Here is a 26,874-nt window from a genome sequence, read left to right on the forward strand (position 1 = left end):
TGCGTTCAGGGCTTTTTTACGCCGTCCGCGCCGCCAGCCGGTGGCCCATCCAGAAGAACACCAGACCGCCGGCCGAAGCGGCAATCAGCGCAATAAACATCACCGGCGGCGCGACGTAACTGAGCAGGAATCCGCACATTACCGGGTTTATCGCGCCGCCAAGATTGCTCAGGTTTTGCATGCCGTAGTAGCTGCCTTTCATGTTTTCCGGCGCGATATAGTCGATAAACATGTATTCGACCGGAATGACGATCAGTTCGCCGAAGCTGAAAATTGCCATCGCGATGATCCAGAACAGCACGGATTGCCCGGCCGTCATGAAGCCAATCAGGCCAATGATGAAGAAAATAGTGCCGAGCAGCAGCCATTTCAGCAGGCTTTTTTGTTTCATCCGGCTGCTTAAAACGTACTGGAAGGCGATCACGATGACGGCGTTGGTGATCATCACGGCGCCGATAATTTTGTACGCAAACGCCGCACTGGAGACCAGAATCAGGTATTGCGACAGATAACCGGCAAACTGCCCGAAGACGACTGATCCCAGCGTGCTGCCGAGCGTGAAGTAAATCAGGCGGCGATCATGGGCCAGAATGCTGAGCGTCTGGCGAAGGTTTGGTTTGGGCAGCGGCTTTTGTTCCAGCTCAGTTTGCGGTGGTTTTTGCGGGATATTACGCAATCCCCAGCCCAACGAAATCACGGTGCCCAGCGCCAGAACGCCGGAAATAATAAACGGCAGCATCGGGCTGAAACCGGCCAGCCAGACGCCCAGCGACGACCCGACGGCCCAGCCGACGTTTACCAGCGTGTAGTTCATCGAGAACGCTTTGACCCGTTTTTCAACCGGTAACCAGCTGGCGATACAGGCTTTAAGCGTAATACTCAGCAGGGCGTAAGACGCATTGAGCAACGCCAGCACCAGTAAAACGCCGGTGACATCCGGCAGCATCGGCAGCAATAAAAAACTCAGGCCGAACGAACTGATCGACACGGTAATCAGCGTCCGGTGATTAAATTTATCCACCAGATAACCGCCGTACAGGCTGCTGAGGATCCCGATCGCCAGGCTGGCGCCCAGAATAATCCCGACGCTTTTAGGCAGCAGATGATAGTGCTCGGTGAGATAAATCGTGATAAACGGCAGAGTGACACCACGTCCGATAGTAAGCACTAACGAACTGGCGAGCAGCGCAAGGATCAGCGGCGGCATTCCCTTCATTGTTAAAGGCATTCCCTAATTCAAAGCAACATTTTCGCTACATGATAGTCGAGTCTGCACAGTATTTTTCGGCACAAAAAGAAGGGATTAAAGAGAGTTGCGCGGGAGTCACCCGCGCGGTAAGAATTTCGCTCAGCGCTTCTGCGGCCCCAGCCCGTTAAAGAGCAGCAGGGAGACGTGCTGGCGCAGCATGTCGGGAGAAATCAGCGAGCCGCCTTCTTTTCTCATTTTCATGGAAGCCATCGGGAACAGCGTCAGGCCGAACAATGAAATAAACAGCAGCGCCGGGTTCAGATCGGGGTTCAGACGCCCTTCGGCCTGCCAGCGGGTTATCGATTCATGAACGACTTTGCGGTTTTTGTCTCCGTTACGTTCTTCCATACGCTTTTTCAGCATGCCGCTTTCGCTGATCACTTCCCGCACCCACAGCGGCGCGACCCACGGGTATTTTTCCGCGGCATCAATCATGCATTGCGCCATGTGCGTAATCGCCATCAGCGGATCGTCTGCGTGGGTTTCAAAAATATCGGTAAATCCGGCGCGCACCGGCTGAAAACGTTCGTCGATCATGACGTCCAGCAGCTGCTCGCGGGTATTAAAATAGTAATGCAGCATTGCGGTGGTTACGCCCGCTTCTTTGGCAATCTGGCTCAGCGGCGTTTCGGCGATACCGTATTGGGCAAACAGTTTCAGAGCGGCATCCAGCAGCAATTCCCGCTTATCCGCGCCTTTTTTTACGCTGCGCGGGCGGCCCGGACGGCGTGCTGACGTTTGATCCTTTTGTGCGGATCCTGTCGTTTCTGAGATTTTTCTGTCTGTCATAAGCGGTTTGATCCATTGACCGGATGGGGTAGATGCTTCAATATTAATTATACAGTTAATTAATTACAAGTCAGGAAGCTATTCATGACAACTATACATTCAGCGCAGAGTGATGTCGCAGAACAGAAGCCGTCGATAAAGCTGCTGTTCTCCGCACTGATGCTGGTCATGCTGCTGGCCGCGCTCGACCAGACGATTGTTTCCACCGCGCTGCCGACGATTGTGAGCGAGCTGGGCGGGCTGGATCAGCTTTCGTGGGTGGTGACGTCTTACCTGCTGGCGTCAACCATTGTCGTACCGCTTTACGGTAAATTCGGCGATCTGCTTGGCCGCAAAATCGTCCTGCAAACCGCCATCGTGGTGTTCCTGCTCGGCTCGGTATTGTGCGGGCTGGCGCAGAACATGACGCAGCTGATCCTGATGCGTGCCTTGCAGGGGCTGGGCGGCGGCGGGCTGATGGTGGTCAGTATGGCCGCCGTGGGCGACGTGATCCCGCCGTCTGAGCGCGGGAAATATCAGGGATTGTTCGGCGGCGTGTTCGGCCTCGCGACGGTTATCGGGCCGCTGATCGGCGGTTTCCTGGTGGAGCATATTTCGTGGCGCTGGATTTTTTACATCAACCTGCCGCTGGGTATTTTCGCGCTGCTGGTCATCGGCGTGGCGCTGAAATCGCAGACCGCACGTATCCGCCATGAAATCGACTTCCTCGGCGCGGGTTATCTTGCGGCGGCGCTGACCTGCATCATTTTGTTCACCAGCGAAGGTGGCACGGTCTATCAGTGGTCGGATCCGCAGCTGTGGTGCATTCTGGCGTTCGGACTGGTTACGCTCGGCGGATTCATCTATGAAGAAACGCTGGCCGCAGAACCGATTATTCCGCTCGGGTTATTCCGCGACCGCACGTTCCTGCTGAGCTGCGCCATCAGCTTTATTATCGGGATGTCGCTGATGGGGTCGATGACATTCCTGCCGCTGTATTTGCAGGTGGTAAAAGGCTCGACGCCGTCACAAGCCGGGATGCAGCTGCTGCCGCTGATGGGCGCTTTACTGGTCAGCTCGATTATCAGCGGACGGATTATCAGCCGCATCGGGCGTTACCGTATTTTCCCGATCCTTGGGACGTTACTGAGCTTCGCGGGCATGGTGTTACTGGGCTTTCTGAAAGTCGGCACGCCGCTTCATATGCTGTATCTCTACATCGGTGTGCTCGGTTTCGGGTTAGGCATGGTGATGCAGGTACTGGTGCTGGCGGTACAAAACTCGGTTTCGATGAAGCAAATGGGCGTTGCGACGTCCGGCGTTACGCTGTTTCGTTCAATCGGCGGTTCGATTGGCGTGGCGATGTTCGGCGCGATTTTCACGCATGTTCTGCGTAATCAGCTTGAAGCGCTGATCCCCGAAGGAACGCAGCTCCCGCGCTCACTGGGTGCGCAGGCCGTTCAGCAATTGCCCGCTGCAATCCGCGATGATTATTTGCAGGCATTCGGCACGGCGCTGCACTCGGTGTACCAGATTGCCGCAGGCGTGATGGTGCTGGCGTTTATTCTTTCGCTGCTGCAAAAAGAGGGCGTGCTGAAGAAAGAGCAAACCCGCCTTTAAGTTTTCTCTGGCGGTGGTGAGTTTTTTCTCACACACCGCCTGAATTTCAATTCAAAATCCCCGTGCGCTCTCCTTTCTGTTATTTATACCTTTTGATGATTTTTCGATCTGTTATTATTTTGACAGGGAGATTGTATTGTTTTGATGAATGCTTATCAAATATCCCCATCTGATAATATATAAATCACTGAGCGTTATTTTCATACCAATAAGGATATTGAGATGTTCTCATCATTAAGCCGAAGTGTCGGATATTTTGGCGTCAACTTATTCCATGACGTTATCGAAGTGCAATATCGTTTAAAACATTCCGGTTTCCCTGACCTAGTGGTTGATGGCAATTGTGGTCAGAAAACTGTCGCGGCAATAAGAGAATTTCAGCGTCGTTTTATGTCTTTGCCTGATGGCCTGGTTGAAGTTAATGGCGCAACGATTCGCCGGTTGCAGTCCACGGCAATTTCACAAGGAAATTCTCGTCCGGATGCCCCTGCGCCGCAAGCGAGTAACTCGCCGGTGTCCGGTGGTGTGAGACGGAATGTTAATGAATTATCGGTAAGTCCTCAGGCTGAGGCACTGTTAAAAAACTATGAGAGTTTGAGGCTGAAGCCTTATTTTGATGATACAGGACAAGAGATATCTGAGTATATAAAAGGTGCGACCATTGGATATGGGCATTTGATTAATGGGAAAGGTGATTTCGAGAATTATAAAAATGGTATAAATGAGATGAAATCAAATGAGCTATACAGAAGAGATATTTATGATATTGAAATCAAAACAAAAAAACTCATCAAAAATCCGCTTACACAAAATGAATATGATGCGGTTATGATTTTTGTATTCAATATAGGTTACGGATCCGTTGAAAAAGATAAGGGGTTTATTACTTCCGAGGTTTTAAAAATAATAAATGGCGAATCTCAAGTAGATATAGATGAGGCATGGTTACGCTGGAAATATGCAAATGGACATATCACAAAAGGAGTGATCAATAGAAGGAAATCAGAGCTCAATGTTTTCCATAATGGAGTCTATGCACGATGAGATTATTAATGGTTTATTTTTTGATTACCTTTTTCTCGGCAAATTGCCATGCGGAAGAACATAAACTGCACTCTGATATCCATATTTTTCAGGGGGAAAAATTCGAGATAGAACTTAAGGTTAACTGTCCGAAATCTGAACTAACGTGTAACGATGTGGGTTATAACGCAATCAACAAAAAAACAGGCAAAAAACTTCAGCTCAAAGGTCAACTCCTGTCCAATCCGACGGGTGATCGCCAGTGGTATGAGTTTAAAAATGGGAAGTACTTATACGAATTAACGGCTGATTATACCCCCTCGGCAACACCTCAGGAACGGTGGGTTTTGAATGTGATCCATGATGGAAAATACATCGCAAGTGACGAAGGTAATATGTACTAGTTGATATTGAAAAGGAATTAATAAGTTATGGAGAAATCAATGTTAATAGTATTTATATGCATGTGCAGCATGAATTCTTTTGCGAAAGGATACGTCCTTCACTCAGGACGCCCCGGTTTTGAAGGGCAACGCTTTGATATCGATTTAAAATACAATTGCCCTGAAGGTGAAATGACCTGCGAGGATGTGGATTACGACGGAATTAATAAGAAAACAGGTGCGAGATTGCATCTCAAAGGCCGTGTAATGTTCAATTCTCATAGCTATGATTTTCAGGGATATATATTTGACAACGGCGAGTATAGTTATGTCCTGACTCCTGATAATTCTAAAGATTCAGATTCAGGAAAAGTTTGGAATTTGAACGTATTTTACAAAGAAAAGGTCATAGCAACCGACCAGGGCATTATGCATTAACGTTTCACGCTCTCTGTCTGATAGTGCCATTTGAGATCAACCCAAATGGCACTGACGGAACCGTTAAGAAACTCTGTCAATCCATAAGCTATAACCAGAAGTTCCCGCGATATGATGCGTGACATCTATGGTTTCGTAGCGTAATGAAAGTGTCTCATAAGGCTGTGAATCTCCTCCCGGAAGCGTGCTGGGATTGGTCGAGGAAATACTTTCAATGGTGGCATCAGTCAGTTTGATGGTTAAATACTTCTCCTGCACGCCGTATTGCGAAGTTCTGTAGTAATCCAAAATACACTGAATACGTTCGTTATTAGAAATAGCGACCAGCAGTAATGGCGTCGATTTATCCAGTGGTTTAGTGACGTGCATCGGGTGATGATTCACATTTTGCTCACGGGTAATATCATGCTGAGATGAATAGATAAGTATCTGATCGGCATGCCCTGCCTGGAATCTGTTACCGATTGAATTGTAGCTTGAACAACCGGCTGATATCAGACCCTGAGTCGTTCCATTTATGGTTAAATATGTACAGTTTGACATTCTTAAAAGTCCTTTTATAAGCGATTTATGGATATATTTCAGCGTGAGATTTTCATTCGTTTATTTTCTGCGAATTATTCTAACACGGTATATTTTTTAATTATGAGTCTCTGACCGGATTATTTATTGTTTTAAATAACTCTTCGTATTTATTAAGTTGTTTATTTAACGCCAATCAATAAGCCAAATGAATATTATTTCTGGGTAAAGCGCTAAAAACCTTCTACGCTTAAAGGTTCTGTAACGTCATGCAAACCAGAGCATCAGGGCAGGACAGCCCTGACGATAAATCCATTAAGAGGTGTACCATGCTTTTTCGCCGGTTCGAGCGAATGATCGACATTTTTCGGGAGGCACCGGGGGCTGAGCCGCCGGGTAAAGTCTGGCGTTTTTATCTTTATTATCTGCGTCAGGTCTGGCCGAGTTTTGCGGTGCTGCTGGTCGTCGGGCTGGTGGCGTCACTGATTGAGGTGTCGCTGTTTAGCTATCTCAGCCAGATTATCGATCTCACCAAAGACACGCCGCCGGGCAGTTTTTTCTCTGACCATATGGGCGAACTGCTGTGGATGGCGGCGGTGGCGATGATCATGCGGCCGGTGTTTTTCGGGCTGAATGATTTGCTGGTTCATCAGACGCTGACGCCCGGCATGACCAGTATGATCCGCTGGCAGAATCACAAATACGTCCTCAGGCAGAGTCTCAACTTTTTCCAGAGTGATTTTGCCGGGCGTATTGCCCAGCGCATCATGCAAACCGGCAGTTCGCTGCGTGATTCCGCGGTACAAATGGTCGATGCCATCTGGCACGTGGTGATTTATGCCGCCAGCGCATTGTTCCTGTTTGCGCAAGCCGACTGGCGTCTGATGATCCCGCTGATTCTCTGGATTTTCTGTTACGCCATTTGCCTGTGGTATTTCGTTCCTCGCGTGAAGCAGCGTTCGGTTGAATCGTCCGAAGCCCGTTCGAAACTGATGGGCTGCATTGTGGATGGCTATACCAATATTTCGACGCTCAAACTGTTCGCGCATACCGATCTCGAGCAGCAGTACGCACGCGAAGCCATCACGGAACAAACCGTCAAAACCCAGCTGGCTGGCCGCCTGTTAACCGGCATGGCGTTTGCGATCACCACGCTTAACGGTCTGCTGATTGTCGCCAGCACCGGGCTGGCGCTTTGGCTGTGGACACAATCGTTGATCACCGTCGGGGCTATCGCGCTGGCGACGGGGCTGGTGATTCGTATCGTGAATATGTCCGGCTGGATTATGTGGGTGGTGAACGGCATTTTCGAGAATATCGGTACGGTGCAGGACGGCCTGCACACCATCGCACAGCCGCTGACCGTCACGGATAAACCGCAGGCACCGGCGCTGAAAGTCGATCGGGGGGCGATCCGTTTTGATCACGTGAACTTCAATTACGGAAAAGGCAGCCCGGTGATCCGGAATCTGGATCTGGCGATCCGCCCCGGCGAGAAGATCGGCCTGATCGGGCCTTCCGGCGCGGGGAAATCCACGCTGGTGAACCTGTTGCTCCGGCTTTATGACATCGATGGCGGGCGGATCCTCATTGATGAGCAGAATATTGCCGACGTCACGCAGGGCAGTTTGCGTGCGCAAATCGGTATGATCACGCAGGACACGTCGCTGTTGCACCGTTCGATTCGCGACAATCTGCTGTACGGCAGACCAGGCGCGACGGATGAAGAATTGCAGCTGGCGATACGTCAGGCGCGTGCCGATGAATTCATTCCCCAGCTTTATGATTCACTGGGGCGAACCGGGCTGGATGCGCACGTCGGCGAGCGCGGCGTGAAACTTTCCGGCGGGCAGCGTCAGCGTATTGCGATTGCGCGCGTGTTACTGAAAAACGCACCCATCCTGATTATGGACGAAGCCACGTCGGCGCTCGATTCGGAAGTGGAAGCGGCGATTCAGGAAAGCCTGGAAACGCTGATGGGTGGGAAAACGGTGATTGCGATTGCACACCGGTTATCGACCATTGCCAAAATGGACCGTCTGGTGGTGCTGGAAAAAGGGCAGATTGTCGAGACGGGAAGTCACGCCGAGCTGCTGGCGCACGGCGGTCTGTATGCCCGTTTGTGGCAGCATCAGACCGGCGGATTTGTCGGGATGGATTAATCTTCGTTTGAAGACGGAGCGTGCCGGTAGGGCAGCACTTCACGGGCTTCATCGGCCCAGCGCTGCACGCCGGCGCGTTCTTCCACCAGAAAATCTTCGACGGCGTCGCGCAAACCCGGATGCCGTAAATAGTGCCACGAGTCGGTGATCACCGGCTCAAACCCGCGCAGCAGTTTGTGTTCGCCCTGCGCGCCCGCATCGAACCGTGCCAGCCCGTGCGCAATCGCATATTCCATCCCCTGATAGAAACAGGTTTCGAAGTGCAGCCGGTCGAACTCCGCCAGACAGCCCCAGTAGCGGCCATAAAACGTATCGCCACTGATTAAACTGAACGCCATCGCCACGTCGCGGCCATTTTGCTGCGCCATTACCACGCGGATCGCCTCCGGCATTCTTTCTGCCAGCAGGCTGAAAAAGTCGCGGGTCAGATAGGGTGACTGGCCGCGGATCCGGTAGGTATTGCTGTAGCAGGCGTAGACGAAATCCCACTGCGTTTCGGTCAGCTCTGCGCCTTCCCGCCACACAAATTCGATGCCCTGCGCCGCGACCTGTTCGCGTTCCTTGCGGAATTGTTTACGTTTGCGCGAGGTGAGAGCGTCAAGATAATCCTGAAAATCGCGGTAATCGCGGTTTTGCCAGTGATACTGACAACCCAGCCGGTGCTGCCAGCCGGGTTCATCGCCGAGCAGCCGGTTGGCGCGGGTGTCCGTGAAATTGATGTGTGCACCGGTCAGTCCGTTTTCAACGAGATATTCCGGCAATGCCTGTATCAGGTTTACCGCCGCCGCTTCATCGCCCAGCAGCCGTGCGCCGGTCACCGGGCTGAACGGCACAGCGCCCAGCCATTTCGGGTAATACGCAATGCCCGAGCGCTGGCAGGCATCCGCCCAGCCCTGATCAAACACATATTCACCGTAAGAATGGCGTTTCCGATAGCCGGGAATGGCTGCCAGAATTTTGCCGTTTTCCTGCCACAGAAGATGTTCCGCACGCCAGCCGGAATTTGGCCCCAGGCTGCCGCTGTCTTCGAGCGTGGATAAAAACGCATGGCTGAGGAACGGTTGTTGCGCGGGCACCAGCGCATCCCACTGCGCGGCGGGCAAATCGGCCAGACGGTTTAACGGCATAACGGGCATCAGTTTTCTCACTCTGGTGGAAAAGGCGGTGGCGCGTTCAGATTATAATGAGTGTCGAGTTAACGGGCGCTGATTTATACCCGGCATACTTCAAGCTGCTTTTGCGTTGGCTACACCCGTTCACCCCAGTCACTTACCGGAGTAAGCTCCCGGGGATTTACGGCTTTGCCGCCTTTAAGCAACTCGAATTATTTTGGGTAGAGTGCTCTGGAAAGGATTATTTCAAATAACGAACGGGGTGATGCTTTGATTTAACATCCGGAATATTACCCACAATATTCCGGATGATAATTAATTTTCCGGCATGCGAAAAATTAATTAACTGGCTCTGACTTCCGGATTATCTGACAGCGAAATAAAGCTGGCGCTCTTCGCATCAAATGCTTCGATACAGCCTGATTCAATATCATAAACCCAGCCGTGCAGGGTCACTTCGCCTTTCGCTAATGCCACCGCCACGCAAGGATGCGTGCGCAGGTTGCTCAGCTGTGCGACCACATTCTGATGCACCATGCCGTTGACGCGCGCTTCCGGCGTGGCGTGTTCAGTGGCTTCGTTGATGGCTTTCGCCGCATCGGAATAACGCAGCCAGTGAGCTACCGCTGGCATGTGATCCAGGCAGGTGCAGTTGGCGATCGCGCCCATCGCGCCGCAGTTGGAATGCCCGCAGATCACGATATCTTTTACGCCCAGCGCCTTCACAGCGTACTCGACGGTGGCAGAGACGCCGCCCGGTTCCGGCCCGAATGGCGGCACAATGTTACCGGCATTGCGGATAACAAACAGTTCACCCGGTTCACGCTGCGTGACTAATTCCGGCACTAACCGGCTGTCAGAGCAGGATATAAACAGGGTCTTAGGATTTTGGTTTAATGCGAGTTCTTTGAATAACTTAGAGCGTTGCGGAAACGCTTCTTTCTGGAATCTGAGGAAGCCTTCAATTACGTCTTTCATAGGGGGGATTTCCTGTATTTCAATCGCAATGATACTGCCATGAAAAAAAATGCAGATCAATCAGACGGAAAATCACTACTCTTTATAAGGTAAATTAGTTTGCCTAAAATATTATAAATTTCAGCGCGGAAGAATTTCATCCGGCATTTTTTATTATCTTCTCTTTATCTCTGCGTGTTCCGCCCCCATTATTTCTTTGTCCCCTAAATCAAGGAGTCTGTATGACAATCGAATACGCTATCTTCGGTGGCGGCTGTTTCTGGTGTACGGAAGCGGTGTTCAAAGACGTCATCGGCGTGGAGTCGGTGGAAAGTGTTTACACGGGCGGCACGCGCCCGAACCCGACGTATGAGCAGGTCTGCACGGGCGTAACCGGTCACGCAGAAGCCATTCGCGTCGGTTTTGACCCGGCGAAACTCAGTTACGGCGATTTGCTGGATATTCACTTCGTCACGCATGATCCGACCCAGCTGAACCGTCAGGGAAATGACGTCGGCACGCAATATCGCTCGGTGATATTCCCCGCCGGTGAGCAGCAAAAAACCGAAGCGGAAGCCGCCATTTTGCGCGCGCAGCAGGATCATAACGATCCGGTTGTCACCAGCATCGAACCGCTGGGCGAAGTGTTTGTGGCGGAAGGTTATCACCAGAATTACTGGGAAGGCGCGGGGCAGCAGAACCGCTATTGCATGGCTGTGATCCCGCCGAAACTGCAAAAGCTGCGTAAAGGTTTTGCGCAGCGGACGAAATCGCTGAATCCGTAAACGGCAGAAGCCAGAACTTTTGTTCTGGCTTTTTTTGGCTCAAAATCCGTAACGGATGGCGTCCTTACTTTTTTGCATCAGCGCATCGATTTTCTCCGAATACACCTCCAGCCCCTTGCCGTCACCGGCCTGTGAACACTCGCGACGCCGCGTGTTGTAGGCTTTCATCAGTTGCGCCTGCGCGAAACCGGGCTTTCCGTAGCACGCCATACTTTGCTCCCAGCAGGCAATGGCGGCCTCCAGATTCTGCTGCTCCTGATACTCTTTCCCCAGTTCGTTGAGCGCTTTGGCCGATTCCTGCGGTGGCAGCTGTTGCGATAAAATTTGCTCAATACGCGTATCCATTATTTTTTCCATCTGGAATGCCCTCCGGCTCAGTTAATGGAAGAAGTTAAGAATATGGCCGAACACCAGCCCGACGCTGATGACGTCCGAGTCGCTGAAGGTCACGTTCGAGAAGCCGAATTTACCCAGCAGCGGCAACAACAGCGCTGGCAGCAACGTGATAAACAGGCCGTGGAAGATGCCGCCGATAATCGCGCCGCGACGCCCGCCGACGGCGTTACCGAAGATGCCCGCCGTACCGCCCGCGAAGAAGTTGGTCAGCATGCCCGGTAAAATCATCGCCAGCCCGAGACTCGGGAACAGGAACATGCCGATAACAGAACCGATGGTGGTAGAGATAAAGCCGATGATGACGGCGTTCGGCGCGTAGGGGAAAAGCACCGGGCAATCGAGCGCCGGAATGGCGTTGGGCACGATGCGCAGGGCGATCCCGCGGAAAGCCGGGACGATTTCCGCCAGCAGCAGACGTACACCGGAGAGCAGCACGTAAACGCCGACCACAAACTGAATGGATTGCAGGAACGAGTAGACCAGATAGTTAACGCTGTTGGCGAAAGGCGCGACGACTTCCGGGCCGGCGGCAATGGCGGGGATCAGGTAAATCGGGATCATCACCACCATCATCGACAGATAGGTGTCTTGCAGGAAGGAGAGTGCCTGCGGCAATTCGAGATCTTCGGTACTTTTGTTGACGTTACCGGTGATTTTCGCCACGCCAGCCTGCACGATGTAACCGATAGTGCAGAAATGGCCGAGCGCAAAGTCATCGGAGCCGGTAATTTTGCGCACAATCGGTTGTGCCAGCACCGGCATACCGACCGCCATCACACCCGCAATAACGCCGCCGGTAATGATCAGCTCTGCACCGCGCAGGCCGCCCATATAGCCGATGACGGAACAGACGGTCGCCATCCACAATGACGCCTGACCGGTGAGGAAGATATATTTAAAGCGGGTCAGGCGGGCTATCAGGATATTGACGATAAACGCCAGCACCATAATTAAGGCCGTTTCCCGCCCGAGCGTTTGTTGTGCGATACCGGCGATTGAACCGACGTCGGTGACCACGCCGCGCATATGGAAACCTTTCTGGAATATTTCACCCAGGAAAGTCAGCGCATTGACAATAATACTGGCGCCGGAAAGTAAAACCAGAAATCCGAGCAGCGTTTTTAAAGTGCCGGTAATAATTTGCCCCGGACTTTTCTTTAATGCAATCAGGCCAATCATGGCGATAAGAGAAATTAATATTGATGCCTGGCCTAATACATCATTGACAATAAAGTGAAGGAAAGACATTAGAGTCCCCTGTAGAGTTCACGGTAATTGTTCTGTCGGTTTAGTCGTTCTGTGAGTCAAAATGTTATTATTATCAGATTGCCAGATGACCCATTTCCTGTAGAACCGGCGTCAGCTTGGTTTTTATTTCATTTTTATCCACCAGGCGTTTCAGGTAAATAATATTGGCGCTGATGGTGTAATGCTGGAACTGCGATCTGAAGTTTTCGCCGGTCATAATAATGTCGGCTCTGGATGAGGTGGCGCTGGAAATATCGCAGTGCGATAAATCCGCCTCCACGCCTAAATCTTTCAGCGCGGCTTCGATACTCATTTCACAGGCAAAACTGCTGCCCAGACCCGCACCGCATACCGCAAGAATAGATAACTTTTTCATCACGTTTCCTTAGGTTCTTTGTAGGCGTTCATTAAGGGGTATATTCATCTCTCTACACTTCACGTCTAAAACTGCCGGATAATATCTAACGCTTCCTGCTTGTTTTTACTCTGTTTTAATTTTTTAGCCGCTTCATCATCGCAGAACAGATGAGAAAGGCTGGCGATCATTTCAATGTGCGAATGGCTGTCAACGGCGGCCAGCGCGAAGATGACATAGACCGGATCGTTATCTTCGCTGCCGAATTCAACACCTTCTGAAACAATCACCAGAGACAGTGCGGTTCTGACAGCACCTTCTTCTGGCCGGGCATGTGGCATGGCAATTCCTTCACCCAAAACATAATAAGGGCCGATTTCCCGGTGCATGTCATATATCGCCTGAAGATAGCGACTTTCGGCGGCGCCGGAATCAATTAAAGGTTGCACAGCTAATGCGACGGCGCTTTGCCAGTCTTTTATTCTGGTGATAATGGTGGTGTTATTTTCATTAATCCAGTCGCTTAACATAATACCTCTTCACATTAATAGGGTCTTTTCTCAGTATGATATTTAATTAAAATAAAAACTGTGATCTATCCAATCCTATTTGCCATTAATGAAAGATAATAATTTCAAACGACATGAAGGAATTTATGATAGTAGGGCATTAGCCTGGTCCTGATATCAGAATGCACTGACTTTTCAGTAAATGAATTTTTCCTTTTGTGGATGTTTATTGTGTCTGGGTATGAAATGAATTTAATATCCATTCATGGATATCAACAATATTTACAGGCTTATTTTGTGCAATAACATTCTGGTCAACAGAATAAACTGGCCCTAACGCCATTGGTCGTGCATTTCCGGCGAGAATTTTTAATTCGGGAATATATTCTGCCCCGACGTGTCCGGGTAAACGTTCCCCGAGTCGTGAAGCAAAACGTTCCGCTGCGAGTTCTGCATCAATCTGACACCAGATTTCCAGAACCTGCGTGACGCCCGCCCGTTGCAGATAATCCTGCAACACGTCTTTTGGCTGGAAACCAAACCACGCATCGGTAATAAAGGTGCTGCCCTGCGGTGCGCCGCCGATGATATCCCAGATAACCTGATAACTTGCCAGCCCGAGCACGCGGTTAAAAGGGCGATCGACATTTTGCAGCCGCTGAAGAAACGGGTTTTTGATGCCATCAAGCGACAGTTGCAGCCAGCCGCTGTATTCAGAAAGCTCAACGGCGAGCCGGCTTTTACCTGACGCCGGGATCCCGTTCACCAGGATGACGCGTTTGCCGGTAAAGCCATTTCGTGAGGCGCTTCTGTTTTCAGACATGTTCCACCTGTTCAGTTTGGTTGCGGGCCGGAGCATGGAAATATTGCTGAATGACGGCCTGAAGTTCGTTCAGACGCGGAACCGCCAGCGATTCGAGCCGGGATTTTGTCGCGCTGCGATCCAGCGAGATACAGTCTTTCCACAGGGAACGCCCGGCAATCACACCAGATGCGCCTTCGCTCATGGCATCTGCCACTTGTTTGAGGAAAGTGGCGTGGTCAACGCCCGCGGAAAGCACCGCCCAGGGCACGTCTCCGGCCAGTTTAGTGATGTCTGCGCAGGCCTGTTTTGAACCCGGATAAGGCAGTTTCAGCACCTTCGCGCCGCATTCCAGGCAAATCTTTGTGCCGCCATAAATCAGGGACGGGACTTTTTCTTTATATTCTTCCTCGGTTTCGTTGTCGAGTTTATAGGTGAGGAACTCCACCACCAGCAGCAGATCTTCGCGGGCGAAATCGTCGATGCACTGACGCAGTATTTCAATGTTATGGCGGTTGGCGGCTTCCTGATCCGAACGCAGATACACCATAATTTTGCCGCCGGTCGCGCCCAGTTCACGCACGCGGCGCGCATCCACGTTCGCCACTAACCGCGACAGACGGTAGCCTTCCGGCGAATTATCCCAGCCTGATGCATCAAGGCCGATCAGCAGCGCGGTATCGCGGGCAATAATGCCGTTGTCCACCAGCTGCGGGACCGCGCAAACCGGATCTACCAGCACACAGGAGGCTTTGCTGGCGAGATATTGAGTGATGTCGGCTTTGATGAGGCCCAGTTCGTGCTCGGAAATCGCGGATTGTTGCTGAGGGTCGCTGGCGAGCAGGCTGCGCATGGCACCGCGCTGGTCACAGGCGATCACCAGCATTGCGCCATTTTTACCGCAAATCTGCTGATAGCTGCGTAATTCTGAAGTAGACATTTTTGACATGGAACTCTCCTTTGCGTGAAATTTATTACAGATGAAAAAATCTCGATTACACTGGACGTTCTGTCTTTGCCCCCTGGCTGAAAGGGGCGGAAAAATCGCGTAACACGCCGGTTTATAAGGGTTGAAGCCCGATCCGGCACATTGCATTTTTACAGGTGTTGCGCAATAATCCCTCAATCGACGATTTGAGTGTAATTCATTACTGAAAGGAATTTCAAGCTGAAAGAGCCAATTTTGCAAGATATTGCAGCAACGCGTGCCATGATGCATCTGGTGGCGAAGCTGCATTACGAGTCTGATATGTCTCAGGTGGAGATTGCGCGCAAGCTGGATGTTTCAACGGCGACAATCTCGCGGCTGCTGAATAAAGCCCGTGCGGCGGGCATTGTGCGTATCGAAGTGGTGGGATTATCTTCGCCGGAAGACATGACGTCTGACCTGATTAACCGCCTCGGGCTGAAGCACGCGTATGTGGTTGATGCGCCGCCGGGCAATGTGCTGGGTGCGCTATCGACGCCGCTGGCCGCTTTATTGCAGGAAGCCGGTTTAGGTGCCGGTTCGGTGCTGGGCATTGGCTGGGGAAGGGCGGTGCGCGAGGTGACACTGGCCGGAATGCCGCGTTTGCCGGGTATTATGACCGTGGCGCTCAATGGCGGAATGCAGCAGTCTGCGCCGCATTTTCAGATCACCGAGTTCGTGCGCCGCGCGGCTGAACAGATGGAAGGCACGCCGTATTTTCTGCATGCGCCTTACATTTCTTCGGCAGAATTGCGTGATGCGTTTCTCGCCGACGGCAGCGTGCAGGAAATTATTTCCCTGTGGGACAAGCTGGACGCGGCGATTGTCGGCGTCGGCCTGACGCATACGCCGAAACCGAGTGAATCAACCACGGCGACGCCGGGCGAACAGGCGCTCAGCGACGCGGCGGGCGACGTGCTGCGCCACTACTTCACGGAATCCGGCGAGTTATTGCACTGGGAAGGCGAGGAGCGAATGATTGCGGCGTCGGTGGAACAGCTGCGCAAAACGCCGCTGACCATTGGCGTGGCCGCGACGCCGGAAAAAGCCGCCGGGATTATCGGCGCGGTGCGTTCGGGCATGATCAATTCGCTGGTCACCGATGTGAATACCGCGCAGGCGATTCTGGATAAACTGCCGGTGGCGTGAAACGCTGTTTTCTTCACCAGAATATGCGCCAAAGAAAAAGGCATTCCCTTTGCGGGGAATGCCTTTTTAGCGTTCAACGGCGGCGGTTACAGGCTTTTCAGGAACGCCAGCAAATCGTCATTCAGCTGATCCTGATGCGTGACCGCGAAACCGTGCGGTGCACCTTCGTACACTTTCAGCTGTGAGTTTTCGATCATCTCAGCGGCCAGTTTGCCGGTGGCTTCGAACGGTACAATCTGGTCGTTGCTGCCGTGGATAACCAGCGTCGGCACGGTAATTTTTGCCATATCCGGTCGGAAATCGGTTTCGGAGAAAGCGGTCACGCAATCCACGGTACCTTTCAGCGAGGCCAGCAGCGCGATATTCAGCGTCTGCGTCATCACGCCGTCGGAAACGGTCATGCCCTGATTGGTGCCGTAGAACGGCGTCGCGAAATCACTGATAAATTGCGCTCGGTCTTTCAGTAAACCGGCTTTGATGCCGTCAAAGGCCGCTTTATCAATGCCCTGCGGATGATCGTCCGTCTTAATAAACAGCGGAGTCACCGCGCCGAGCAGCACTAAACTTGAAACGCGCGCTGTGCCGTAGCGGCTGATATAGCGGGTTACGTCGCCGCCGCCCATGGAAAAACCGACCAGCGTCACGTCGTGCAAATCGAGGTGTTCAATCAGATCGTTGATATCTGAAGCAAATGTATCGTAGTTGTACCCTTCCCACGGCTGGTCTGAGCGGCCAAAACCGCGGCGGTCAAAAGCGATGGCGCGATAACCGCGTTCGGCCAGGAAATTCATCTGACTGTCCCACATATCCGCATCCAGCGGCCAGCCATGGCTGAATAAAACCGGCTTACCTTTTCCCCAGTCTTTGAAATAAATTTGAGTGCCGTCTTGCGTGGTGAATGTGCTCATTTGTCTTTCCTCAGCGAGTGATTTTGCAGGGCTTTAAGTGAATGTGTGTTGTGCTGCAATAAACAGTAGACGCTTCTTAGGAATAGTCATAATGCGTTATTTTTAATAACTCGTTAAAAGATTTTGTTGTTACTAACTCACTGACTGTATGGAATATTTTTGACTGTTTATATAGGCGAAAGCCTGTCAAAAAAATCTGAACAACTTCGCAAATTCTTTCCGCTATCTGCGTTTTAACCTCTGCCGTATTGTGATTTCCAGCAGCACAACAACACAACGTTAAATACAAACACACAACCCAACAATGCACTCTGAGAGGAAATGAAAATGTCTAAATTCGATCTGCTGGACCCACAGAACTCCACCCTGATTTTCATCGACCATCAGCCACAAATGTCTTTCGGCGTCGCAAATATCGATCGCCAGCAGCTTAAAAATAACACCGTCGCTCTCGCTAAAGCAGGCAAAGTTTTTAACGTGCCGGTGATTTACACCTCCGTCGAAACCGAAAGCTTCAGCGGCTATATCTGGCCGGAACTGCTGGCGGTTCACCCGGATGTGAAGCCGATTGAACGTACCTCCATGAACTCCTGGGAAGACGCGGCGTTTGTGAAAGCCGTTGAAGCGACAGGCCGTAAGAAACTGATTATTTCCGCACTGTGGACCGAAGTGTGTCTGACTTTCCCGGCCCTGATGGCGCTGAAAGAAGGCTATGAAGTGTATGTGGTGACCGACACTTCCGGCGGCACCAGCGTGGATGCGCATGAACGTTCCATCGACCGCATGGTACAGGCCGGTGCCATTCCGGTGACCTGGCAGCAGGTTCTGCTCGAGTACCAGCGCGACTGGTCACGCAAAGAAACCTACGACGCCGTCATGGATCTGGTTCGCGAACACAGCGGCGCCTACGGCATGGGCGTGGATTACGCCTATACCATGGTGCATAAAGCGCCGCAGCGTAAAGCCTGATAATTAAGGTATTTAACTTTTATTAATGCCGGAACTACGCCTGAGCGGGTTCCGGCAGGAGAGAATGATGCGTAATGCACCTGTTTCCGGCCTGTCGGTTCCCGTTGTTCGTTTTGCGTTCATCCGCTGGTTTGCCCTGCTGGCCCTGTGTGCCGCGTATTTGCAGGGCGGTCTGGTTAAGTTATTTGATTTCGGCGGTGCGGTTGCCGAGATGCAGCACTTTGGTTTATCTCCGGCGGCGCCGATGGCCGCTGCCGTGATTATTCTGGAACTGGGCGCATCGGCGCTGATCCTTTCCGGACGTTTTCGCTGGGCGGGCGCGCTGGCCCTGGCGCTGTTTACCGTCGTCGCCAACTTTATGGCAAACGCCTTCTGGCAGGCATCCGGGCACGACCGGGCGATGCTGATGAATGGTTTCTTTGAACACATCGGTCTGGCCGGCGCATTTATTTATGTTGCGTGGGATGACCTGAAGGGGCGCGCATGAGCCAGAATAACGCAGCATCAGCGTGTTTCGCATGCCGACGCCGATTTGCAAAGCGAGGTAACGCGTTTTCACCGCGGTGAAAATAAGCCGGTGGTTCAGCATTATTTGTCCGTGAGATAAAAAGCAGGGAAGAAAAAAGGCCGCGCAATGCGGCCTTTCGGCTTAAACGGGCAACGATTATTCCCGGCTGTAAACGGAACAGATGCCGTCGAAATTCTGTAAATGTTCGCGCCACCACATGGCGGCGTTACCGGTGGCTTTTTCGTTCCATGCCATAAAGGCCTGATCGCGGCGGGTTTCAGTATCCAGACGGCGTTCAACCAGCGCACCGCTTTCCAGATGCGGCGCGGCCAGATAACGCGGCAGATAACCGCAGCCCAGACCGGCGACCTGTGCATGAACTTTGGCGTTGAAGTCGTGAACGCTCAGCATTTTCTGCTCATCCAGCACGCGTAAATCCGTGCCTGCGCCATGACGCGACGTATCGTGAACCACCACCGCGCGGTACTGACGGATTTGTTCACGCAATAACGGCTCCGGCAGCGAGGCCAGCGGGTGATGCGGCGCGACGGCAAACACATATTCCAGCCAGCCGATAGGGCGGTATTCTATGCCGCTGCGCGTGACCGGTTCCTGCACCGCGCCGAAAACAATGTCGGCTTCGCCGTAGCTCAGCGCTTCCCAGCAGCCAGCGAGTACGTCGTGGCGAAACAGAAGTTGCGTGTGCTGATGTTGTTCGTAAAAGCGGTCGATAAGTGGCGTGAGCAGGGCGAAGGGGACTGAAGCATCGACGCTGATCGTCAGTTTGCTTTCCCAGCCGCTCTCGACATATTGCGCCTGTTGTTCCAGCTCACTGACCGCACGTAGTAAAACGCGGCCCTTTTCCAGCATCAGACGGCCGGTTGGCGTGAATGTCGCGCGGTGCCCGGAGCGATCCAGCAGTTTGATACTCAGGTCACTTTCCATTTTCTGCACGGTATAACTGAGTGCAGACGCGGTTTTAAACAGTCTGGCCGCTGCCGCAGCAAAAGTGCCGTGACGATCCAGCGCATCCAGGATCAGCAGCGCTTCAAGGCTTAGTCGCATTATTTCCCCCACCCCCAAAATTGTTTAACAACTTCCCAAAAAATTTCCGTTATCAATAACTGTTCGCATTTCGTATTGTTCATCAATATAACGCAACAATCAGTTAACCAGAACAGCGGTTAACCAGAAGGAACATCCTGTGACTTACCCACATCAGCCCGAACACATTACCCTGGTGATTACGCACGGCGTGCAGCGCGATAAGCTGTCGGAATACGAAGGCTGGTTGGAAAAGCTGAAGGCGGATTCGGCCCGGTTTGCCGGTTACGAAAGTGTTAACGTTTTACGCCCGGTACACGGCGAAACGATTTACACCGTGCTGGTGCGTTTCGATAACATCGATAATCTGTATGGCTGGATCCAGTCAGACCAGCGCGAAACCCGCGAGGCTGCGTTAGTCAACTTATTGAATGGTCGGGAATATATTGAAATGCGCACGCAGGCGTAGTTTTCGCCGGTCAGAATTTACACTTTATTTTAGCCGCATGAGTTGAAGGCTGTACGGATAGCCAGTATTATCGGTCGCTGTTTTTTTAAACGATATCTTCTCCGATAACAACAGGTCAGCGATTTTGTGGAATCCGGAAAAAGAGCTTTTTACTGAGCTTTATAAGTACCCTGAACATCTTCGTCATACGCTCGAAAACTTACCGTCCCGCTCCGGGGTTTATATTTTCTATGGCGACGATAAAACCTTTCCGCTGTATATCGGCAAAAGTGTGAATATCCGCAGCCGCGTGATGTCGCATTTCCGCAACGCCGACGAAGCCAAACTTCTGCACATGACGCGGGATATCGAATACATCGAAACCATCGGTGAAGTCGGTGCCTTATTGCTGGAATCTGACCTGATTAAAAACCGGCGTCCGCTGTTTAATAAGCGTCTGCGCAACACCCGCAAGCTGTGTTCAATCCGCCTTCATGGCCTGACCGCCACGGTTGTTTTCAGCAATGAAGTGGATTTTTCCCACACCGATGATCTGTTTGGTCTGTTCAAAACCAAAATGTCCGCGCTGGAAAAAATCCGCGATATCGCCGATCAGGAAAAGCTGTGTTATGGCGCGCTGGGGCTGGAAAAACTGGCAAAAAACCGTGCGTGTTTCCGGTTCTCTCTGGGGAAATGTGCCGGTGTGTGCTGCGGAAAAGAATCGCCAGAAGCCCACCAGGAACGCCTGAAAAATGCGCTCAGCACCCTGAAAGTTCGCAACTGGCCGTATCCGGGACGCATCGCCATCGTGGAAGAAGCCAGCGGCGTGACGGAATATCACGTCATCAATCACTGGTTCTATCTTGGCACGGTGAAAACGCTGGAAGACGCTAAAAAGTTTGATATCGCCGTCCCGCACTTTGACCGCGACAGTTATAAAATCCTCTGCAAACCGTTGTTTGAAACAGACAGTCCGAAGGTGATTTTGCTGGACTGAGGGCAATAAAAAAGGCTCCGGAGATGAAAGTTCGAAGCCTTTAGGTTATTGCAAACACCGTCAGGTGAACAAATGCGTGGCTTCATTCAAAATATAGAATATTGAAGCGGGCTTTTATTCGCCTTTCTTGTGTTTATGCTCTTTCAAATCCGGGTGCTGCGGCTTATTTTCCGGTGTGACTCTTCGTCTTTTATCTTCTTCGCCTGTTGTATCAGCGATTGGTTTTGGGCCGGGTTTAATGCTCATAATAATCTCCAGAGAATGTTTGATCCGAACCCTAATTGGGCTCAGCTATTTGAAATTGTGCTTGTTGTTATTTTTGATGTTTTACCGGATCTAATCCGCTGAACCATGACGGATGATTTTTCAGTGCTGCATCGAGCTCTGACCATCTGGCATTTTTCGCAGAGTCATTGTCTTTCAATTTCTTGAGGATAATGTCTTTTAATTTTTCTACATTGTCATCGCTGGATGCAAACTCATTACGCGTAAGCCAGTCTTTTAATTCATATGATTGGTTCACGTTGATAAAGTCGCTATCTGATTTAGACATTTTTCAAATCCCTTTTAAGCACAACAGGATTGTTGTGTTTTTATAATATTGGGATATGGAGTGATGTTTTAATTAGTAATATTGCTAACAAATGCAAAGTTTTATCTTTTATAAACAAATTATTTTTTAACTCATTGATAATGAAGTGATATAAAAATAGCGTAATTTGAATTGTAGGGAGGGTTGATGAAATTGTGAGAGCTCAAAAAAGAAAAATACCGGATTTTTTGAACCTCCTAACTTTATTGAGATCTTTTAATCAGATAGTTAACTGACTATTAATTTCCATAAAGTGTTATGCCCGCTTTATCAAACTCACCGGATAGACGCGCGCCGATGCGTGTGACGCCGCTGCCAGGATCCGGAATGCCATCGTCGTCGTTAATACTCAGCCTAACCGGTGTGCTCTGGTGGCGGCAGAATCCCTTACTTGTTTAACTTACGCCGTTCAGAAATCCATTCCTGCACTTCAATCGGAAAGGTATCTGGCGCTTTGCGAAAGGTTTTTCGTGCCAGATCTAAAATCGTATGCCGGGAAAGTTCTTCTTCCATACGTTGCTGTGCGCTGTCCATCACTGCGCGGATCCCGCACGGCCCTTCGCACGCCCAGGCGGGGGGCTTATCTTCAAAGACAGCCAGTCGCTGACGGATCTCTTTACATTCGAAAATGCCTTTTGCTCCATCTATGGCCTGTACAACATCCAGCATTGTGATCAATGCAGAGGAGCGGGACAGCCGGAAACCACCGCCTTTTCCCTCGCTGCTCACGACCAGCCCGCTGCGTGAAAGCCGGGTGAAAATTTTTGCCAGATAATCGTAAGGAACGCCCTGCAATTCTGCTATTTCACGGACATTCATTTCCCGATCGTCACCATTGATATCGACCATGCTAACCAGGCTGTGAATGCCATATTCAACGCCAGAACTGTAAAACGCCATGATAAACTCCGCTGTGTCTTATCTTAGTCATTATACAGGAATTGCTTGTAACTGAAAAGGGCTGGTTTGGCATTCGGGTTTTTAAATAAAAAATATTAATGTTATTAATCATGATCTTAATTTTAGTTAACGTTTGCTTTTTCTCTTAACTACGAAAACTATTGTCGCAGTTAACTACGACATGTATAGTCGCAGTCATCCCAGGGATATGACCTGACAATCAAAGGTAGGACTCATGAAAAAGCAAATTCTTATTCTCGGCAGCGGCTTTGCAGGTATGTGGGCAGCAATCAGCGCGGCGCGTCTGGCGCATATGAATGATCGCGATGACATCGTCATTACCGTGTTAGCACCACAGCCTGAACTGCGTGTGCGTCCGCGGTTCTATGAAAACCATGTCGCATCGCTGGTTTCTCCACTCATGCCTCTGTTCACGGCGACGGGCGTAAACTTTATCGCCGGCAGCGTAGAACGCATTGATACCAATGAAAAAATTGTCTGGTACAAAGATGCGCAAAGCGGAACTGTTTTCGCAAGTTACGACCGCCTGGTGCTGGCAACAGGCAGCAATGCAAAACGGGCACCGGTTCCGGGTGTGGATAAACATACATTTGATATCGATCAGCTTGAGTCGGCCCAGGTATTTGAAAAACACCTGAGTTCACTGGTTAACCAGGCTCCGACGCCAGCGCGCAATACCGTCGTGGTGTGCGGCGGTGGTTTCACCGGAATCGAACTGGCAACCGAATTACCGGCGCGGCTTCGCGAATTGTTTGGCCCCGGGATCCAGACCAAGGTTGTCGTAGTCGAGCGCGGCGCTGTTATCGGTGGCCGCTACAGCGAGGCGCTGCGCGGTGTTATCGAACAGGCATCGGAAGCGCTTGATATCGAATGGCGTCTTAACGCTGAGATCACCGCCATCGACGAAAATGGCGTCACGTTGAAAGATGGAAGCCACATTGCTTCATCCACCGTGGTGTGGACTGCCGGTGTACAGGCTAATGCGTTAACTGAACAGTTTGTGGTGGAACGGGATAACCAGGGGCGTTTATACGTTGATGAAAACCTGCAAATTCGTGGCGTGCCCGGTGTCTACGCAACCGGCGATGTTGCAAATGCCGCCAGCGATGATGTCGGGAATACGGCGCTGATGACGTGTCAGCACGCTATTCAGTTGGGCAAATTTGCGGGTAATAATGTCGCGGCAAGCGTTCTGGATTTACCGCCAATTCCTTACCGTCAGGTGAACTATGTGACCTGCCTTGATCTGGGGAGCTGGGGAGCCGTTTATACCGAAGGGTGGGATCAGAAAGTGCAGTCAGTGCGCGAGGAAGCGAAAAAAATCAAAATCGCCATTACCAACGAACTGATTTATCCGCCAAAGCCTGAACGGGAAATTGCCTTTTCTGCTGCGGACCCGCTGGCTAAATTTGTCTGATTAAACAATCTTTATAATTCTCCCGGAAAGATTCTCCGGGAGAATTATTCATTTCAACATCCGTGTGCAAAAAAGGTTATCGCTAACTTTTTTATGCGATTAACGCATGGTCACAAACTCTTCCGCGCCGGTCGGGTGGATTGCGACGGTGTTGTCGAAGTCTTTTTTGGTGGCGCCCATTTTCAGTGCGACCGCAAAGCCCTGCAACATTTCGTCCATGCCGTAACCGATGCCGTGGATACCGACGATTTTCTCTTCTTTACCAACACACACCAGTTTCATGCGGCATGGCTGACGGTGCTGCGTGACCGCTGTATACATCGCGGTGAACGCGGATTTATACATTTTCACGTTTTCTGCGCCGTACTGTTCGATAGCCTGCGGTTCGGTCAGGCCGACCGTGCCGATTGGCGGATGGCTGAACACGACAGTGGCGATGTTGCTGTAATCCAGATGCTCGTCCGGTTTGTTGTTGAACAGGCGCTCGGAAAGACGACGACCTGCTGCAACAGCCACTGGCGTCAGTTCAACAGCGCCGGTGTTATCGCCCACCGCGTAAATGCCCGGAACGCTGGTGTTCTGGAATTTATCGACGACGATGTAACCTTTCTCGTTGGTTTTCACACCGGTCGCTTTCAGGTTGAAGTTGTCGGTTTCCGGTTCGCGGCCAATTGCCCAAACCAGGCTGTCGACTTCAAATTCCTGACCGTTTTCCAGTTTCAGCGTCAGGCTGCCATCTGCATTTTTCACCACTTCTTTCGGAATGGATTCTTTGTGCAGCGCAGGGCCTTCGGCTTCCATGACTTCAACCAGCGTATCAACCATCAGCGGATCAAACGTGCGAAGCGGCGCATGTTTACGCACGAACAGGTGAGTTTCCGCGCCCAGTCCGTTCATCACACCGGCGATTTCCACGGCGATGTAACCTGCGCCGACAACCGCAACGCGTTTTGGCATTTCGGTCAGATCAAAGAAACCGTCGGAATCGATGCCGTATTCTGCACCTGGAATATTGGGATGGCTCGGGCGACCGCCGGTGGCGATCAGGATGTGATCTGCGGTGATCTTTTCGCCGTTCACTTCAACGGTGTGATCGTCAACAAAGCGCGCAAAACCTTTGATCACATCAACGTTATTTTTGCCCAGCACGTTGTCGTACGAGGTGTGGATACGGTCGATGTAGGCGGTACGGTTGGCGACCAACGTTTTCCAGTTGAAACTGTTCACGGTGGTATCAAAGCCATAATCCGGGCCGTAGTTGCGGATAGCTTCTGCGATTTGCGCGGCGTGCCACATCACTTTTTTCGGGACACAACCCACGTTGACGCACGTACCGCCCAGCTCTTTAGCTTCGATCAGCGCACATTTTTTCCCATACATAGCTGCACGGTTGATTGATGCGATACCACCGCTGCCGCCGCCAATTGCCAGATAGTCATAATGTTTGGTCATCGGATTTTCCATGAGTTGTCGAAAATGAAGTACGCCTTACCGGCGTCGCTAATCTTAAAAATTGCCTAAGAGTTTAACTGGTTGTGGAAAAGATTGGATCAATGATTGCGATAGGTTTGATAGCTAAGGCCTTAGAAAAAGGCCTTAGCGAAGGGTAATTCTTTACTTACTCGGGCACAACCCAGTTCACGGTGGTGTGACCGGTGCCGGAAGGAACCAGCACTTTCAGCAGCCACGGCAGCACGTTGTTCATCTGCTGTTCGAGCTTCCACGGCGGGTTAATGACAATCATGCCGGAAGCCGTCATGCCGCGCTGATCGCTGTCCGGGCGCACGCCCAGCTCGATTTGCAGAATACGACGGATGCCGGTGGCTTCGAGATCACGCAGCATTTTTTTGATTTGCTGGCGCATCACGACCGGATACCACAGCGCATAGGTGCCGGTGGCGAAACGTTTGTAGCCTTCCTGAATGCCTTTTACCACGTCCTGATAATCGGTTTTCATTTCGTACGGCGGGTCCATCAGGATCAGCCCGCGGCGGGACGGCGGCGGTAACTGAGCTTTCAGCTGCTGATAACCGTCGGCTCGCGCAACGCGGGTACGGTCATCTTTCTGGAATTCACTGCGCAGCAGCGGGAAATCGCTCGGATGCAGTTCGGTCAGGTGCAGTTTGTCGTCTTCACGCAACAGCTGACGGGCAATCAGCGGCGAACCCGGGTAATAACGCAGGTTTTCGTTGCGGTTAAAGTGATTTACGACGGACATGTAAGCCGCCAGTTCTTCTGGAATATCATCACGTTGCCAGATGCGTGCGATGCCTTCCAGATATTCGCCGGTACGTTCGGCGTGTTCGCCACTCAGCTGATAGCGCCCGGCACCCGCGTGGGTGTCGAGATAAAGGAAGGGTTTTTCTTTTTCTTTCAGAGATTCAATGATCAGGCTCTGAACGGTGTGTTTCAGGACGTCGGCATGGTTGCCGGCGTGAAAACTATGGCGGTAACTCAACATGTGCGGCTTCTCCTGCGGCTTCGGGGCATTATCCATTAAAGACTATCCCGCCGCCACCCATTGATTTCCCCTTAACTTGACCGCATGTTAGAAGTTACGTCATCTTTAAGACGACCCGAATTCACGGCGTGGTGCACCTCAGGCGCATCAAACCCACCCGAATT

At 51.4% G+C, this 26,874-nt stretch carries 31 protein-coding genes; 13 read left to right on the plus strand and 18 right to left on the minus strand.

The window, feature by feature from the left end; all coding sequences use genetic code 11:
• Nucleotides 1–16: 16 nt before the first annotated feature.
• Nucleotides 17–1,216, minus strand: a complete 1,200-nt coding sequence (locus tag KWG64_RS12105; protein WP_218522025.1) for an MFS transporter — start codon at nt 1,214–1,216, stop codon at nt 17–19.
• A 132-nt stretch (nt 1,217–1,348) separates the two neighbouring features.
• A complete protein-coding gene (locus KWG64_RS12110) occupies nt 1,349–2,038 on the minus strand; it encodes a TetR/AcrR family transcriptional regulator (protein ID WP_195814842.1) in 690 nt (229 codons plus the stop codon).
• 84 nt (nt 2,039–2,122) lie between these two features.
• On the opposite strand from KWG64_RS12110, the gene KWG64_RS12115 reads away from it, so the two are divergent.
• The 4 genes from KWG64_RS12115 (at nt 2,123) to KWG64_RS12130 (ending at nt 5,481) form a co-directional block, all read left to right on the plus strand.
• The gene (locus KWG64_RS12115) at nt 2,123–3,637 is read left to right on the plus strand and encodes an MDR family MFS transporter (RefSeq protein WP_195825323.1); all 1,515 of its coding nucleotides are present in this window, start codon (nt 2,123–2,125) and stop codon (nt 3,635–3,637) included.
• Between the two features lie 222 nt (nt 3,638–3,859).
• On the plus strand, nt 3,860–4,681 hold the full coding sequence (locus KWG64_RS12120) for a glycoside hydrolase family protein (RefSeq protein ID WP_218522026.1): 822 nt from the start codon (nt 3,860–3,862) through the stop codon (nt 4,679–4,681).
• On the plus strand, nt 4,678–5,064 hold the full coding sequence (locus tag KWG64_RS12125; RefSeq protein WP_218522027.1) for a hypothetical protein: 387 nt from the start codon (nt 4,678–4,680) through the stop codon (nt 5,062–5,064). The genes KWG64_RS12120 and KWG64_RS12125 overlap by 4 nt, the downstream gene beginning before the upstream one ends.
• A 27-nt stretch (nt 5,065–5,091) precedes the next feature.
• Nucleotides 5,092–5,481 carry a hypothetical protein gene (locus KWG64_RS12130; protein ID WP_218522028.1) on the plus strand — a complete coding sequence of 130 codons (390 nt, stop codon included), beginning with the start codon at nt 5,092–5,094 and terminating at the stop codon, nt 5,479–5,481.
• Nucleotides 5,482–5,544: 63 nt separating this feature from the next.
• Here the strand turns inward: KWG64_RS12130 and KWG64_RS12135 are convergent, their stop codons facing one another.
• Entirely contained in the window at nt 5,545–6,024 is a 480-nt protein-coding gene (locus tag KWG64_RS12135) for an Hcp family type VI secretion system effector (RefSeq protein WP_195814837.1), read from the minus strand.
• A gap of 308 nt (nt 6,025–6,332) precedes the next feature.
• Here KWG64_RS12135 and KWG64_RS12140 point away from each other — a divergent pair, with 308 nt between their 5' ends.
• Nucleotides 6,333–8,165, plus strand: a complete 1,833-nt coding sequence (locus tag KWG64_RS12140) for an ABC transporter ATP-binding protein (protein WP_218522029.1) — start codon at nt 6,333–6,335, stop codon at nt 8,163–8,165.
• Here KWG64_RS12140 and KWG64_RS12145 read toward each other — a convergent pair.
• Nucleotides 8,162–9,301, minus strand: a complete 1,140-nt coding sequence (locus KWG64_RS12145; RefSeq protein ID WP_218522030.1) for a GNAT family N-acetyltransferase — start codon at nt 9,299–9,301, stop codon at nt 8,162–8,164. The genes KWG64_RS12140 and KWG64_RS12145 overlap by 4 nt on opposite strands.
• A gap of 318 nt (nt 9,302–9,619) precedes the next feature.
• Nucleotides 9,620–10,255, minus strand: a complete 636-nt coding sequence (locus KWG64_RS12150) for a carbonic anhydrase (RefSeq protein WP_152327605.1) — start codon at nt 10,253–10,255, stop codon at nt 9,620–9,622.
• A gap of 221 nt (nt 10,256–10,476) precedes the next feature.
• Here KWG64_RS12150 and msrA point away from each other — a divergent pair, with 221 nt between their 5' ends.
• A complete protein-coding gene (gene msrA, locus KWG64_RS12155) occupies nt 10,477–11,019 on the plus strand; it encodes a peptide-methionine (S)-S-oxide reductase MsrA (RefSeq protein ID WP_195814835.1) in 543 nt (180 codons plus the stop codon).
• Between the two features lie 39 nt (nt 11,020–11,058).
• Here msrA and KWG64_RS12160 read toward each other — a convergent pair whose 3' ends face one another.
• The 6 genes from KWG64_RS12160 to KWG64_RS12185 form a co-directional block, all read right to left on the minus strand.
• Nucleotides 11,059–11,364, minus strand: a complete 306-nt coding sequence (locus tag KWG64_RS12160) for a hypothetical protein (RefSeq protein ID WP_218522031.1) — start codon at nt 11,362–11,364, stop codon at nt 11,059–11,061.
• A 33-nt stretch (nt 11,365–11,397) separates the two neighbouring features.
• Nucleotides 11,398–12,663, minus strand: coding sequence for a PTS sugar transporter subunit IIC (locus tag KWG64_RS12165; protein WP_195814833.1), 1,266 nt, complete (start codon nt 12,661–12,663; stop codon nt 11,398–11,400).
• Between the two features lie 73 nt (nt 12,664–12,736).
• A complete protein-coding gene (locus KWG64_RS12170; protein ID WP_165060888.1) occupies nt 12,737–13,039 on the minus strand; it encodes a PTS sugar transporter subunit IIB in 303 nt (100 codons plus the stop codon).
• Between the two features lie 65 nt (nt 13,040–13,104).
• Entirely contained in the window at nt 13,105–13,548 is a 444-nt protein-coding gene (locus tag KWG64_RS12175) for a PTS sugar transporter subunit IIA (RefSeq protein ID WP_195825333.1), read from the minus strand.
• Between the two features lie 205 nt (nt 13,549–13,753).
• Nucleotides 13,754–14,350 (minus strand): AAA family ATPase, encoded by a 597-nt coding sequence (locus KWG64_RS12180; RefSeq protein ID WP_195814831.1) that lies wholly within the window; start codon nt 14,348–14,350, stop codon nt 13,754–13,756.
• Complete coding sequence (locus KWG64_RS12185; protein WP_195814830.1) at nt 14,343–15,278, minus strand: tagatose-bisphosphate aldolase; 936 nt, start codon at nt 15,276–15,278, stop codon at nt 14,343–14,345. Before KWG64_RS12185 ends, KWG64_RS12180 begins: the two co-directional genes overlap by 8 nt.
• A 234-nt stretch (nt 15,279–15,512) precedes the next feature.
• Between KWG64_RS12185 and KWG64_RS12190 the strand changes: the two genes are divergently transcribed.
• Nucleotides 15,513–16,445 (plus strand): sugar-binding transcriptional regulator, encoded by a 933-nt coding sequence (locus KWG64_RS12190; RefSeq protein WP_218522032.1) that lies wholly within the window; start codon nt 15,513–15,515, stop codon nt 16,443–16,445.
• An 86-nt stretch (nt 16,446–16,531) separates the two neighbouring features.
• Here KWG64_RS12190 and KWG64_RS12195 read toward each other — a convergent pair whose 3' ends face one another.
• Nucleotides 16,532–17,353: an alpha/beta fold hydrolase gene (locus KWG64_RS12195; protein WP_218522033.1), complete on the minus strand. Its 822-nt coding sequence runs from the start codon at nt 17,351–17,353 to the stop codon at nt 16,532–16,534.
• A 327-nt stretch (nt 17,354–17,680) separates the two neighbouring features.
• On the opposite strand from KWG64_RS12195, the gene KWG64_RS12200 reads away from it, so the two are divergent.
• From KWG64_RS12200 to KWG64_RS12210, 3 genes are all read left to right on the plus strand, one after another.
• Complete coding sequence (locus KWG64_RS12200; RefSeq protein ID WP_101077598.1) at nt 17,681–18,322, plus strand: hydrolase; 642 nt, start codon at nt 17,681–17,683, stop codon at nt 18,320–18,322.
• A gap of 64 nt (nt 18,323–18,386) precedes the next feature.
• On the plus strand, nt 18,387–18,809 hold the full coding sequence (locus KWG64_RS12205; RefSeq protein ID WP_370628658.1) for a DoxX family protein: 423 nt from the start codon (nt 18,387–18,389) through the stop codon (nt 18,807–18,809).
• A 6-nt stretch (nt 18,810–18,815) separates the two neighbouring features.
• Nucleotides 18,816–18,929 carry an MFS transporter gene (locus tag KWG64_RS12210; protein WP_255562179.1) on the plus strand — a complete coding sequence of 38 codons (114 nt, stop codon included), beginning with the start codon at nt 18,816–18,818 and terminating at the stop codon, nt 18,927–18,929.
• A 57-nt stretch (nt 18,930–18,986) separates the two neighbouring features.
• Here the strand turns inward: KWG64_RS12210 and KWG64_RS12215 are convergent, their stop codons facing one another.
• Nucleotides 18,987–19,895: a LysR family transcriptional regulator gene (locus KWG64_RS12215; RefSeq protein ID WP_195814827.1), complete on the minus strand. Its 909-nt coding sequence runs from the start codon at nt 19,893–19,895 to the stop codon at nt 18,987–18,989.
• 139 nt (nt 19,896–20,034) lie between these two features.
• On the opposite strand from KWG64_RS12215, the gene KWG64_RS12220 reads away from it, so the two are divergent.
• Together KWG64_RS12220 and cho are read left to right on the plus strand one after the other, a co-directional pair.
• Nucleotides 20,035–20,343, plus strand: coding sequence for an antibiotic biosynthesis monooxygenase (locus tag KWG64_RS12220; protein WP_218522034.1), 309 nt, complete (start codon nt 20,035–20,037; stop codon nt 20,341–20,343).
• Between the two features lie 124 nt (nt 20,344–20,467).
• Nucleotides 20,468–21,319 (plus strand): excinuclease Cho, encoded by an 852-nt coding sequence (cho, locus tag KWG64_RS12225; protein WP_218522035.1) that lies wholly within the window; start codon nt 20,468–20,470, stop codon nt 21,317–21,319.
• A gap of 114 nt (nt 21,320–21,433) precedes the next feature.
• Here the strand turns inward: cho and KWG64_RS25675 are convergent, their stop codons facing one another.
• The 3 genes from KWG64_RS25675 to KWG64_RS12235 form a co-directional block, all read right to left on the minus strand.
• Nucleotides 21,434–21,565 carry a hypothetical protein gene (locus KWG64_RS25675; RefSeq protein ID WP_255562170.1) on the minus strand — a complete coding sequence of 44 codons (132 nt, stop codon included), beginning with the start codon at nt 21,563–21,565 and terminating at the stop codon, nt 21,434–21,436.
• 67 nt (nt 21,566–21,632) lie between these two features.
• Nucleotides 21,633–21,872 carry a hypothetical protein gene (locus KWG64_RS12230; RefSeq protein WP_218522036.1) on the minus strand — a complete coding sequence of 80 codons (240 nt, stop codon included), beginning with the start codon at nt 21,870–21,872 and terminating at the stop codon, nt 21,633–21,635.
• A 426-nt stretch (nt 21,873–22,298) separates the two neighbouring features.
• Nucleotides 22,299–22,811, minus strand: coding sequence for an Rrf2 family transcriptional regulator (locus KWG64_RS12235; protein ID WP_195814824.1), 513 nt, complete (start codon nt 22,809–22,811; stop codon nt 22,299–22,301).
• Nucleotides 22,812–23,046: 235 nt separating this feature from the next.
• On the opposite strand from KWG64_RS12235, the gene KWG64_RS12240 reads away from it, so the two are divergent.
• The gene (locus tag KWG64_RS12240) at nt 23,047–24,249 is read left to right on the plus strand and encodes an NAD(P)/FAD-dependent oxidoreductase (protein WP_218522037.1); all 1,203 of its coding nucleotides are present in this window, start codon (nt 23,047–23,049) and stop codon (nt 24,247–24,249) included.
• A gap of 99 nt (nt 24,250–24,348) precedes the next feature.
• Here the strand turns inward: KWG64_RS12240 and gorA are convergent, their stop codons facing one another.
• A complete protein-coding gene (gene gorA / locus KWG64_RS12245) occupies nt 24,349–25,701 on the minus strand; it encodes a glutathione-disulfide reductase (protein WP_218522038.1) in 1,353 nt (450 codons plus the stop codon).
• A 166-nt stretch (nt 25,702–25,867) separates the two neighbouring features.
• Nucleotides 25,868–26,710 (minus strand): 23S rRNA (adenine(2030)-N(6))-methyltransferase RlmJ, encoded by an 843-nt coding sequence (locus KWG64_RS12250; RefSeq protein WP_013573521.1) that lies wholly within the window; start codon nt 26,708–26,710, stop codon nt 25,868–25,870.
• Nucleotides 26,711–26,874 lie beyond the last annotated feature (164 nt).

This window comes from Rahnella sp. PD12R, from assembly GCF_019200965.1.
In the GTDB taxonomy this organism is placed as follows: domain Bacteria; phylum Pseudomonadota; class Gammaproteobacteria; order Enterobacterales; family Enterobacteriaceae; genus Rahnella; species Rahnella laticis.

Coding starts and splice junctions, on each gene's coding strand:
- KWG64_RS12180 (WP_195814831.1), bottom strand. CDS start 14,350: ATGTCTGAAAACAGAAGCGCCTCACGAAATGGCTTTACCGGCAAACGC.
- KWG64_RS12200 (WP_101077598.1), top strand. CDS start 17,681: ATGTCTAAATTCGATCTGCTGGACCCACAGAACTCCACCCTGATTTTC.
- KWG64_RS12215 (WP_195814827.1), bottom strand. CDS start 19,895: ATGCGACTAAGCCTTGAAGCGCTGCTGATCCTGGATGCGCTGGATCGT.
- KWG64_RS12110 (WP_195814842.1), bottom strand. CDS start 2,038: ATGACAGACAGAAAAATCTCAGAAACGACAGGATCCGCACAAAAGGAT.
- KWG64_RS12175 (WP_195825333.1), bottom strand. CDS start 13,548: ATGTTAAGCGACTGGATTAATGAAAATAACACCACCATTATCACCAGA.
- KWG64_RS12145 (WP_218522030.1), bottom strand. CDS start 9,301: ATGCCCGTTATGCCGTTAAACCGTCTGGCCGATTTGCCCGCCGCGCAG.
- KWG64_RS12185 (WP_195814830.1), bottom strand. CDS start 15,278: ATGTCAAAAATGTCTACTTCAGAATTACGCAGCTATCAGCAGATTTGC.
- KWG64_RS12250 (WP_013573521.1), bottom strand. CDS start 26,710: ATGTTGAGTTACCGCCATAGTTTTCACGCCGGCAACCATGCCGACGTC.
- KWG64_RS12120 (WP_218522026.1), top strand. CDS start 3,860: ATGTTCTCATCATTAAGCCGAAGTGTCGGATATTTTGGCGTCAACTTA.
- gorA (WP_218522038.1), bottom strand. CDS start 25,701: ATGACCAAACATTATGACTATCTGGCAATTGGCGGCGGCAGCGGTGGT.
- KWG64_RS12170 (WP_165060888.1), bottom strand. CDS start 13,039: ATGAAAAAGTTATCTATTCTTGCGGTATGCGGTGCGGGTCTGGGCAGC.
- KWG64_RS25675 (WP_255562170.1), bottom strand. CDS start 21,565: ATGAGCATTAAACCCGGCCCAAAACCAATCGCTGATACAACAGGCGAA.
- KWG64_RS12130 (WP_218522028.1), top strand. CDS start 5,092: ATGGAGAAATCAATGTTAATAGTATTTATATGCATGTGCAGCATGAAT.
- KWG64_RS12240 (WP_218522037.1), top strand. CDS start 23,047: ATGAAAAAGCAAATTCTTATTCTCGGCAGCGGCTTTGCAGGTATGTGG.
- KWG64_RS12160 (WP_218522031.1), bottom strand. CDS start 11,364: ATGGATACGCGTATTGAGCAAATTTTATCGCAACAGCTGCCACCGCAG.
- KWG64_RS12140 (WP_218522029.1), top strand. CDS start 6,333: ATGCTTTTTCGCCGGTTCGAGCGAATGATCGACATTTTTCGGGAGGCA.
- KWG64_RS12205 (WP_370628658.1), top strand. CDS start 18,387: ATGATGCGTAATGCACCTGTTTCCGGCCTGTCGGTTCCCGTTGTTCGT.
- KWG64_RS12165 (WP_195814833.1), bottom strand. CDS start 12,663: ATGTCTTTCCTTCACTTTATTGTCAATGATGTATTAGGCCAGGCATCA.
- KWG64_RS12230 (WP_218522036.1), bottom strand. CDS start 21,872: ATGTCTAAATCAGATAGCGACTTTATCAACGTGAACCAATCATATGAA.
- KWG64_RS12115 (WP_195825323.1), top strand. CDS start 2,123: ATGACAACTATACATTCAGCGCAGAGTGATGTCGCAGAACAGAAGCCG.
- KWG64_RS12195 (WP_218522033.1), bottom strand. CDS start 17,353: ATGAGCACATTCACCACGCAAGACGGCACTCAAATTTATTTCAAAGAC.
- msrA (WP_195814835.1), top strand. CDS start 10,477: ATGACAATCGAATACGCTATCTTCGGTGGCGGCTGTTTCTGGTGTACG.
- KWG64_RS12235 (WP_195814824.1), bottom strand. CDS start 22,811: ATGGCGTTTTACAGTTCTGGCGTTGAATATGGCATTCACAGCCTGGTT.
- KWG64_RS12135 (WP_195814837.1), bottom strand. CDS start 6,024: ATGTCAAACTGTACATATTTAACCATAAATGGAACGACTCAGGGTCTG.
- KWG64_RS12125 (WP_218522027.1), top strand. CDS start 4,678: ATGAGATTATTAATGGTTTATTTTTTGATTACCTTTTTCTCGGCAAAT.
- KWG64_RS12105 (WP_218522025.1), bottom strand. CDS start 1,216: ATGAAGGGAATGCCGCCGCTGATCCTTGCGCTGCTCGCCAGTTCGTTA.
- KWG64_RS12150 (WP_152327605.1), bottom strand. CDS start 10,255: ATGAAAGACGTAATTGAAGGCTTCCTCAGATTCCAGAAAGAAGCGTTT.